At 40.2% G+C, this 10,586-nt stretch carries 10 protein-coding genes; 6 read left to right on the top strand and 4 right to left on the bottom strand.

Annotated features, from left to right (window positions below):
* The coding region (gene glyQ, locus KH943_RS07040; RefSeq protein WP_304109450.1) for a glycine--tRNA ligase subunit alpha at nt 1-543 on the bottom strand (543 nt) is incomplete at its 3' end.
* Between the two features lie 511 nt (nt 544-1,054).
* Here glyQ and thrA point away from each other — a divergent pair.
* On the top strand, nt 1,055-3,511 hold the full coding sequence (gene thrA, locus KH943_RS07035; RefSeq protein WP_304109447.1) for a bifunctional aspartate kinase/homoserine dehydrogenase I: 2,457 nt from the start codon (nt 1,055-1,057) through the stop codon (nt 3,509-3,511).
* The gene (gene thrB, locus KH943_RS07030; protein ID WP_304109444.1) at nt 3,511-4,461 is read left to right on the top strand and encodes a homoserine kinase; all 951 of its coding nucleotides are present in this window, start codon (nt 3,511-3,513) and stop codon (nt 4,459-4,461) included. The genes thrA and thrB overlap by 1 nt, the downstream gene beginning before the upstream one ends.
* Before the next feature lie 104 nt (nt 4,462-4,565).
* Here the strand turns inward: thrB and queA are convergent, their stop codons facing one another.
* The 3 genes from queA to KH943_RS07015 form a co-directional block, all read right to left on the bottom strand.
* Nucleotides 4,566-5,651 carry a tRNA preQ1(34) S-adenosylmethionine ribosyltransferase-isomerase QueA gene (queA, locus tag KH943_RS07025; RefSeq protein ID WP_304109442.1) on the bottom strand — a complete coding sequence of 362 codons (1,086 nt, stop codon included), beginning with the start codon at nt 5,649-5,651 and terminating at the stop codon, nt 4,566-4,568.
* A gap of 127 nt (nt 5,652-5,778) precedes the next feature.
* Nucleotides 5,779-6,831, bottom strand: coding sequence for an AI-2E family transporter (locus KH943_RS07020; protein WP_304109439.1), 1,053 nt, complete (start codon nt 6,829-6,831; stop codon nt 5,779-5,781).
* Between the two features lie 3 nt (nt 6,832-6,834).
* Nucleotides 6,835-7,590, bottom strand: coding sequence for a class I SAM-dependent methyltransferase (locus KH943_RS07015; protein WP_304109436.1), 756 nt, complete (start codon nt 7,588-7,590; stop codon nt 6,835-6,837).
* Nucleotides 7,591-7,859: 269 nt separating this feature from the next.
* On the opposite strand from KH943_RS07015, the gene udk reads away from it, so the two are divergent.
* The 4 genes from udk to ispE all read left to right on the top strand — a co-directional run.
* Nucleotides 7,860-8,513, top strand: a complete 654-nt coding sequence (gene udk / locus KH943_RS07010; RefSeq protein ID WP_304109433.1) for a uridine kinase — start codon at nt 7,860-7,862, stop codon at nt 8,511-8,513.
* A gap of 1 nt (nt 8,514) precedes the next feature.
* Nucleotides 8,515-9,096, top strand: coding sequence for a dCTP deaminase (gene dcd, locus KH943_RS07005; protein ID WP_304109431.1), 582 nt, complete (start codon nt 8,515-8,517; stop codon nt 9,094-9,096).
* A 372-nt stretch (nt 9,097-9,468) separates the two neighbouring features.
* Nucleotides 9,469-10,101: a lipoprotein insertase outer membrane protein LolB gene (lolB, locus tag KH943_RS07000; protein WP_304109429.1), complete on the top strand. Its 633-nt coding sequence runs from the start codon at nt 9,469-9,471 to the stop codon at nt 10,099-10,101.
* On the top strand, nt 10,101-10,586 hold a 486-nt coding region (gene ispE, locus KH943_RS06995; protein WP_438359830.1), incomplete at its 3' end, for a 4-(cytidine 5'-diphospho)-2-C-methyl-D-erythritol kinase. The genes lolB and ispE, both read left to right, overlap by 1 nt.

Below are 10,586 nucleotides of genomic sequence, written 5' to 3'. Positions count from 1 at the left end.
ATCATTCCATTGTAAGTCGTATACACTGTCTACATCTTGTATATACATAGCAAGTCTTTCTAAACCGTATGTAATCTCACCAGTTTCTAATTCACATTCTATACCACCAACTTGTTGGAAATATGTAAATTGAGTAACTTCCATACCATCTAGCCAAACTTCCCATCCAAGTCCCCAAGCACCAACTGTAGTTGATTCCCAGTTATCTTCGACAAATCTTATATCGTGTTCTAATGGATTTATTCCTATAGCTTCTAAACTTTTTAGGTATAAATCTTGTATATCATCTGGTGATGGTTTTAATATAACTTGAAATTGGTGATGTTGATATAATCTATTTGGGTTTTCACCATATCTACCATCTGCAGGTCTTCTAGATGGTTCTACATAACATACGCTCCATGGTTCTGGTCCTAAAGCACGTAAAAGTGTATTAGGATTCATTGTTCCTGCACCCTTTTCAACGTCATAAGGTTGCATCATGATACATCCTTGCTTAGCCCAATAGCTTTGTAAAGCAAGTATCATTTCTTGAAAATTCATAATAATACCTCCTATAATATTTTCTAATATATTATGAAAATTATTTATTTTAATCAGGGGTAATCAGGGAAAAATGTGCACTAAAATAGCACAAAATAGCTTTTTTCACGAGTAGAAAATTTATACGAAAGAAAAAGTACAAATGCTAGATGGCAATAGCCAAATTTTTTGTATTGAATAAAAAGCTTGAGGGTATCGGAATATGTACTATTTGGGCTATTTTATACCTATTTTAAAGCTGTTTGACATATCATAATACAAAACTTGAAAAATCTCACAAAAAACCATTGACAAATCTCTCACTTTGGCACATTCTCTACCTATCTTTCACGCTAAATCAAATAGCTAAATTATGAATACTCAAGCAATGATGACCACCATGATTACGATCATTACTATCTTCGTGTAGTGCGGGTCAGTATTGTTAAAACTAACCAAGAAAAGCCCGCTACAAGCGGGTTTTTTTGTAGAAAAATTTACAACATCACTCTTTTATCACTCAGGAGAAACTATGCGAGTTCTTAAATTTGGCGGCACATCGCTTGCAAATCCAGAACGCTTTATGCAAGCGGCAGATATTATCGAAAAAGCACATTTAAAATCTCAAGCAGCAGGCGTGCTTTCTGCTCCCGCTAAAATTACCAATCATTTAGTCGCCATCGTAGATAAAGCGATTGCTGGCGAATCTTTCGAACAAAACCTTTCTGAAGCAACCGATATTTTCCATAATATTATCAATGGTTTACACGCAGCAAATAATAAGGTTGATCGTGAAGGTTTATTAGCATTAGTTGAGGCTGAACTTAAACAAATCCAAGGCGTTGCCCAAGAAGCGGCACAAAGTAAGTCTCTTCCAGATTCCGTTGCAGCAACCATTCACTGCCGTGGTGAAAAACTTTCAATTGCGATGATGCAAGCGTGGTTTGAGGCAAAAGGTTACGAAGTAACCAATATCAATCCTGTTGAAAAATTACTCGCTGTAGGTAGCTATTTAGAATCTTCTGTGGATATTGCGGAATCAACCAAACGTGTTGATGCCAATGCAATTCCGCAGAAAAATATCGTGTTAATGGCTGGGTTTACGGCAGGTAATGAAAAAGGCGAATTAGTGTTGTTAGGTCGCAATGGTTCAGACTACTCAGCGGCTTGTTTAGCAGCTTGTTTAAACGCAGAATGTTGTGAAATTTGGACTGATGTGGATGGCGTGTACACTTGTGATCCTCGTTTAGTACCTGATGCGATTTGTTTAGAATCAATGAGTTATCAAGAAGCGATGGAGCTTTCTTACTTTGGAGCGAAAGTGATCCATCCTCGTACAATCGGTCCTCTTGTTCCACTCAATATACCGTGTTTAATTAAAAATACGGGTAATCCTGAAGGTAAAGGAACTTACATTGATGGTAATATCAATGATGATGGCTTAAAAGTAAAAGGTATTACCAACCTAGATAATGTAGCAATGTTTAACGTATCTGGTTCTGGTATGCAGGGAATGGTTGGGATGGCTGCCCGTGTATTTTCATCTATGTCAAAGGCGGGTATTTCCGTCATCTTAATTACCCAATCTTCTTCTGAATACAGCATCAGTTTCTGCGTACCAGCAAAATCAGCAGAAAAAGCTTTATCTGCACTAGAGAGTGAATTTGCTCATGAATTATTAGAAGGTTGCTTAAATCCTATTGATGTTATTAAAGATCTTTCTGTTGTTTCTGTTGTTGGTGATGGAATGCGTACTGCTAAGGGGATCGCTGCCCGTTTCTTCTCCGCACTTGCTCAAGCGAATATCAGCATTGTAGCGATTGCTCAAGGCTCATCTGAGCGTTCTATCTCTGCGGTAGTACCCTTAAATAAAGCGATTGAAGCCGAAAAAGCAACGCATAAACGTTTATTCAGCAACAAAAAAGTGGTGGATATGTTCCTTGTTGGAGTGGGGGGCGTTGGTGGCTCATTGATTGAACAAGTGAAACAACAAAAGGCGTTCCTTGCAAAGAAGGATATTGAGATCCGAGTTTGTGCATTAGCCAACTCCGATAAAATGTTACTCAATGAAAACGGTTTAGATTTAGATAACTGGCAGCAAGATTTAGAGAACGCAACACAGCCATCAGACTTTGATGTATTGCTTTCGTTTATCAAATTGCACCACGTAGTAAACCCTGTATTTGTGGATTGTACTTCAGCACAATCTGTGGCAAACCTTTACGCTCGTGCGTTAAAAGAGGGCTTCCACGTAGTGACGCCAAACAAAAAAGCGAATACTTCAAGCTACACTTACTATCAAGAAATGCGTGAAAATGCTCGCCAAAGTCAACATAAATTCTTATACGAAACAAACGTAGGAGCGGGCTTACCTGTTATCGAAAACTTACAAAACTTGCTCGCTGCAGGCGATGAAGTTGAGAAATTCGAAGGGATTTTATCAGGCTCACTCTCTTTTATTTTCGGTAAACTAGAAGAGGGCTTAAGTCTTTCAGAAGCAACTTTATTAGCGAAAGAAAAAGGCTTTACCGAGCCTGATCCACGTGATGATTTATCAGGTGCAGATGTAGCACGTAAATTGCTGATTCTCGCACGTGAAATGGGCTTAGCTCTTGAGTTTGAAGACATTGAAGTGGAAGGCGTATTGCCAAAAGGTTTCTCAGACGGAATGAATAAAGAGGAATTTTTGCAAGTGTTGCCAGAGCTTGATGCAGAGTTCAATAAACGTATTGAAGCCGCAAAAGCGGAAGGTAAAGTGCTACGCTATGTTGGCTCAATTGTAAACGGAAAATGTCGTGTCGCGATTGAAGCGGTCGATTCTGAGCACCCACTTTACAAAGTGAAAAATGGTGAAAACGCACTGGCTTTCTTCACTCGCTATTACAGCCCAATTCCACTCTTATTGCGTGGTTACGGTGCGGGCAATAGCGTAACGGCTGCGGGTATCTTCGCGGATATTTTACGTACTTTACATGGAGGAGCACAATAATGACAACATTACGCATTTATGCACCTGCTTCGAGTGCAAATATCAGCGTCGGTTTTGACTCTTTAGGGGCTGCTATCTCGCCAATCAACGGCTCTTTGCTGGGCGATGTGGTGCAAATTGAAGATTGCGATCAGCCATTTGAACTTGAAAGCGTCGGTTATTTTGTTCGCAAATTACCAAAAGAGCCGCAAAAAAACATCGTTTATCAAGCCTACGTGCTTTTCAGTGAACGCTTTAAATTACGTGGCGGCAAGATCAAAAACTTACGCTTAACGCTCGAAAAGAATATGCCAATTGGTTCAGGCTTAGGCTCTAGTGCTTGCTCAATTGTGGCGGCATTAGTTGCACTCAATAAATTCCACGATGAGCCATTTTCAAAAATGGAATTGTTGGAAATGATGGGGGAATTAGAGGGGCGTATTTCAGGATCAATCCATTACGACAACGTAGCACCGTGCTATTTAGGTGGCTTACAATTAATGACCCAATCGCTCGGTAATATCTGCCAGCCGTTACCTTTCTTCGATGAATGGTATTGGGTACTTGCTTACCCTGGCATTGAGGTTTCAACCGCAGAGGCTCGTGCAATTTTACCGAAAAATTACACTCGCCAAGATATGATCCAACAGGCTCGCTATTTAGGCTCATTCGTCCACGCTTGCCATACACACCAAGATGTTTTAGCGGCTGCGATGATGAAAGATTTAATCGCCGAACCGTACCGTGAAAACTTACTGCCGAACTTCCCAACTGTTCGCCAAGGTTGTAAAGATCTTGGGGCATTAGCTGTCGGTATTTCTGGTTCAGGCCCAACCATGTTTGCGATTGCACCAGATTTGGAACACGCTCAAAAATTGGAAGCCTACTTAGAAAAAGAATACCTCCAAAACAACGAAGGATTTATTCATATTTGTAAGGTGGATAATCAGGGAACAAGAGAATTAAAATAATTTTCGCCCAATAAATGGAGTAATAACAAGCGGTCTATTTCTGATAAGATTTTGCAAAATACTTAAAGAAATAGACCGCTATTGTTTCCGATTTCCAAAAATGTTTATGGCACATCCTTCAACGCATTCATATTTTTCTCAATAAACATCGCATCGCCATAGCTAAAGAAACGATATTTCTCTGCTACTGCGTGGGCATAGGCATTCATTGTGGTACGATAGCCAGCGAATGCAGAAACTAACATAATGAGTGTAGACTCTGGCAAATGGAAGTTAGTGACTAAAGCATCCACAACTTTGAATGTTTTACCTGGGTAGATAAAAATGGAAGTATCGGAGAAAAACGGTTCGATCAAATTTTTAGGATTTTTGACCGCTTGTGCCGCACTTTCAATAGAACGAACTGAGGTTGTACCAACTGCAATTACACGTTTGCCATTCGCTTTGGTTTGTAAGATTTGCTCTACCACTTCTTGTGAAACTTCGGCATATTCTGCGTGCATTTTATGATCTAAAATATTTTCCACGCGAACAGGTTGGAACGTCCCCGCTCCAACGTGAAGCGTGACAAAAGCGGTATTTACGCCTTTCTCTTTCAATTTTGCTAATAAATTTTGGTCGAAATGCAAGCCCGCAGTTGGTGCAGCTACAGCTCCTAATACTTTACTGTAAACTGTTTGATAACGCTCTTGGTCAGCATCTTCATCGGGACGGTCGATATATGGCGGTAAAGGCATATGCCCTGCTTGTTGTAGCAAGTCAAATAGTGGTTTTTTGCCGTCAAATTGCAATTCAAAGAGAGCATCGTGACGAGCCGTCATCGTTGCGGTTAAGCCATTGCCTTCGCCTAATTTATCTTCGCCAAACACTAATACCGTGCCTTCTTTAGGTGCTTTAGATGCACGTACGTGAGCTAAGCAGCGATGATCATCTAATACACGTTCAACCAAGGCCTCGACCTTACCGCCACTTAATTTTCGTCCGTAAAGACGGGCTGGAATCACACGGGTATTGTTAAAAACAAGCAAGTCACCTTCATTTAAATGTTCGAGTAAATCAGTGAAGTGTTGATCTGTAAATTCCCCCGTGTTGCCGTTTAAATAGAGTAGTCGGCTGGCGGTGCGTTCTTGGGTAGGGTAGCGAGCGATGAGCTCATCGGGTAAATCAAAATGGAAATCGGAAACTAACATATTGTCCTTCTTTGGTAAAAATTGGGAAAATTAGACCGCTTGTAGAATAAAAAAGTAGGGCGGACTTAAGTCCGCCGTTGGTAAATTTTGGCGGACTTAAGTCCGCCCTACAAGCTATGAATAAAAATTAATTTTCTTCATTAGAAGAAAACGCATTAAATACGGCTTTCACTAAAGTTGCTAATGGAATAGCGAAAAATACTCCCCAGAATCCCCATAATCCGCCAAAAATAAGGACGGCAATAATGATAGTTAGTGGGTGTAAATTCACTGCTTCAGAGAATAAAAACGGCACGACTAAATTACCATCTAATAATTGGCTGATAACAAATGCCAAAATTAAGTAGTAGAACTCAGGCGATAAACCGAACTGCATCAGGGCAATCAATGCGATTGGAATGGTGGCAAGTACTGCACCAATGTAAGGCACGAGCACGGAAAGCCCGACAATCACCGAAAGTAAGAGCGGGTAGCGTAAATCAAAGAAGATCAAAATGATATAAGTAATCACACCAACAATGGCGATTTCTAAACATTTTCCTCGAATATAATTCGCAATTTGATCTTGCATTTCCACCCAAACACGGGTTGCTAAGCGGCGGTTTCTCGGCAATAAATTGGCAAGCGAATTTAAAAAGAGGGATTTATCTTTCAACAAGAAAAAAACCATTAACGGCACGAGAAACGCATAAATGCCTAAGCCGACCAAGTTAATCAGCGAGTTCACTGAAATGGATAGCAGCGATTCTCCATAGCCTAAAATTTTCGCCCTTACCGAACTGACAACGCTATCCAACATCGAATAATCAATCAGCTCAGGGTAGTGCTCTGGTAAGGTTTGCACCCATTCGCTCAAGAGGTTGAGCATATTGGGTAAATCGCGAATAAAATTGACTGCTTGATTCCATAAACTTGGCAGCATAACCACCAATAAGAATGAAACAAGCGAGAGCGCCGAGCCAAGTACAATAACGACACTCAATGTTCTTGGCATAAAGCGTTCAAGCAAGTGGATTGGCACTTCTAGCAAATAAGCCAGAACAATCGCAATCAGCAATGGCATAATTAGGTTGCTGAAAAAATAAATGATCCCAAAGCCAATCAGTAAAATCCCTGCAAGTGCGGCAATTTGAGGATCATTAAATTTTTGGCGATACCACGTTTGGATTTGTTCTAACATAGACTATTTTTGGCTGCACACAGCAATGAAACCCATTTTTTTCTCTGGGTCATTAAAGGTTTTGAACATTTTAGTAAAGGTTTCGCGGTTTTCTGGTTTAAGTGCGTTGCTGATAATTTTCATCGCACCAAGCACGCCTTCATCGGTAATTAACCCTTTTGGTGAAAGCAGAGACATCTCGCCTGAGTAAGTATCTACATTACGGAAACCACAATGGTGGAAAAGCTCTTTCCAGCCCTCTTTTTTTAGTGGTGTGACGGTAATGTGAATCGCATCGCGTAGATCAGCAATCACGCCTTCCGCATCATCGGTATTTAGCATCACGTCGTGGGTGAGCAATAAACCATTTGGTTTAAGCACGCGTAGATATTCGCGAATTGCTTTTTCTTTCGCTTCAATCGGCAGCATAGTCAGCATTGCTTCGTTGATCACAATATCAAAGCTATTATCTTCAAATGGGAGTTTGGTTGCATTCGCTCGTTGCACTTGCACCAACTCTTCTACGCCATTTTCTTTGATATTTGCACGTGCTTTTTCTAAAGCTTCTTCGTCTAAGTCAATGCCCGTAATATGGCAACCATACTCTTTGGCAAGCTGAATCGCGGTTGTCCCCATATTGCACGCCACTTCGAGCACTTTTTTCTCTTTGTTGAAATCGCCATTTGCGATAAGCCAATCGGTTGCGACTTTACCGCCTGGACGTAAACGGGTTTTGCCTAAGCGAGCAAGGAAATTGTGTCCTACTTCTTCTTTTTTCATAAATACCTCGGGCTTGTTTCTTCTGTAAATTTTTATCGAAAAATGACCGCTTTAAGCGGTAAGATTTGGAGAGGATTATACAAAATATTTTGGGGTTCTTCCATTATCATTTAAAAATGAAGAATCTTATCTTCCACCTTTTTGGGAGCTCAAATTAATGATGTAACGATCATCATTATTCTCAGAAAAATTACGCCACAAAGTAGTGTAAAAAATGTTAGAATAAAAATGAGTTTATATTTTAAGAATTTTTGACAAGAGAAAAGAAAATGTCTGTAATTACTGAAAACCAAGCGTGTATTGTAATCGCCATCGCAGGGGCTTCGGCTTCTGGCAAAAGTTTAATTGCTTCAACCATTTATAAAGAATTAAAAGAAGAGCTCGGCTCAGATGATATCGGCATTATTTCTGAAGACGCGTACTATAAAGATCAAAGTCATCTCACTATGGATGAGCGTGTTAAAACGAACTACGATCATCCCAATTCAATGGATCACCACTTATTAGTTGAACATTTACGCCTATTAAAACAAGGAAAATCTATTGATGTTCCAGAATATGACTATGCGGAACATAACCGCAAGACAACCACCACTCGCTTTGATGCAAAAAAAATCATCATTCTTGAAGGTATTTTGTTGCTGACCGATGAAGAGATTCGTAACGAAATCAATGTGTCTATTTTCGTAGATGCACCGCTAGATATCTGTTTTATCCGCCGTTTACAACGTGATATGGTAGAACGTGGTAGAACTATGGAATCTGTAATCGCTCAATATCGCAAAACAGTTCGACCAATGTTCTTACAATTTATTGAGCCGTCTAAACAATATGCGGATATTATCGTGCCAAAAGGTGGGAAAAACCGTATTGCAATCAATATTTTAAAAGCTCAAATTCAGCAACTATTAGGGAAAAAATAAGATGCGTCTGTGTGATACTGACATTGAGCGTTATTTAGATGAAGGCTTGATTGAAATCACGCCACGACCTACGAATGATAAAATTTCGGGAGCGACTGTTGATGTTCGTTTAGGCAACTCTTTCCGTATTTTCCGTGAACACTCAACCCCTTATATTGATGTAAGCGGTCCTCGTGAAGCGGTAACTGCTCAGCTTGAACGTGTAATGAGTGAGGAAATTATTATCGGCGATAATGAAGCATTTTTCCTTCATCCTGGTGAGTTAGCCTTATCAGTTACTCTTGAATCGGTAAAATTGCCTTCTAATATCGTTGGTTGGCTAGATGGTCGCTCTTCCTTGGCACGCCTTGGCTTAATGGTTCACGTGACCGCTCACCGCATTGACCCAGGTTGGGAAGGGCGTATTGTACTTGAGTTTTTCAATGCAGGAAAATTACCGCTTGCACTTCGTCCTAATATGGCAATCGGTGCGTTAAGTTTTGAGGTGTTAAGCGGACACGCTGCTAAACCATATAATGCCCGAAAAGATGCAAAATATAAAAATCAACAAAGTGCGGTGTCAAGTCGGATTAATGAGGATTAATTTATCCTTTCTACTGCTCAAGCCGTAATGCCTCCATCAACGCCACTAAAAAGTGGTAAATTTTGGTAGTGGTTTGGGTAGTAGAGATAATAGCTATCGTAATGCACGGAGTATTACGACCTGACCTGTTTAGTAGAGCAAGACACTATTGTAGTGATGTTGAATTATCGCTTGTGCTCGGCTTCTTCGTACCTCCAGAAATGATAAAAAACGGCGTTACTCCATGCTTCTGGATAATGTTCGGAATGAATTATCTATTGAGAAAAATAGATGGTTTTCATTAACCCAATGAAAATTAAGACAAGCGGTGAGATTTCGAGTAGAATTTACAAAATTTTACTCAAATCAAACCGCTTTATTTATATGATAAGTATGAAAAAACTTTCTTTTCTTAGCTCGTTGAGCCTTTCGCTTTTTCTTGTCGGTTGTCAATCAGTGTTGGATGCACCGACTCAAATTGAGCATCCTACCATTCAAATTCCGCATAATGATCCGCAGTGGCAAGCTCATCTTGATCAGCTTGAAAAAATCAGTGGTTACCAAGCGAAAGGGCAGTTTGGTTATATTTCACCAGAAGAACGTTTTTCCTCACATTTTGATTGGCAATACAAAAATGCGAGCAATTTTGGTTTGGAGCTTTCGTCTAATCTCTCGAGTAAATCATTGAAATTACATCGTAATGCACGTGGCTTGACCGTGTCAGATAGTGAAGGGAATAGCCGCTCTGATCGTGATATTGATGCGTTAATGCAAGAAATTATTGGTGTTTCATTTCCTATTGATCAGTTCGCTTATTGGCTGAAAGGCTTGCCTGAAAAAGAAGGAAATTATGTGGTAAATGAAAAACGCCAATTAGCCCAATTTAGTTATTCGCTGAATGGGGTGGTTTGGAAAGTGACTTATGTTTCGTATGATGAAACTCGCCAGCCTAATTTACCGAAATTGATTGTACTTGAAAATGGCTCGCAAACCTTAAAAATTCGTGTTGATAATTGGACGCACTAATGAAATTACCTAGCCCTGCAAAACTCAACCTCTTTTTATATGTGACTGGCAAGCGGTCGGATGGCTATCACGAATTACAAACGCTTTTCCAATTTTTGGATTTTGGCGATGAATTAGATTTTGAAGTGACAGATGATGGTGAAATTCAATTATTAGATGAATTGCCCGATGTACCGAAAGAGCAGAACTTGATTTATCGTGCTGCAAAATTATTGCAAGAAAAGACCGCTTGCACAAAAGGGGCGAGAATTTGTCTAACCAAAAATTTGCCGATGGGCGGTGGTGTTGGCGGTGGTTCTTCAAATGCCGCAACGGTGTTAGTCGGATTAAACCATTTATGGCAAACGGGTTTATCCCTTGAAGTGTTGGCAGAAATAGGGCTTTTCCTTGGGGCAGATGTGCCAATTTTTGTACGAGGTTTTGCTGCGTTTGCAGAGGGGGTTGGAGAGGTGCTAACGCCTTGTGAGCCAGAAGAGAAATGGTAT

Source organism: Haemophilus parahaemolyticus, assembly GCF_018373095.1.
In the GTDB taxonomy this organism is placed as follows: Bacteria; Pseudomonadota; Gammaproteobacteria; order Enterobacterales; family Pasteurellaceae; genus Haemophilus_A; species Haemophilus_A parahaemolyticus_A.
This window is presented reverse-complemented; position numbering and strand designations above follow the sequence as displayed.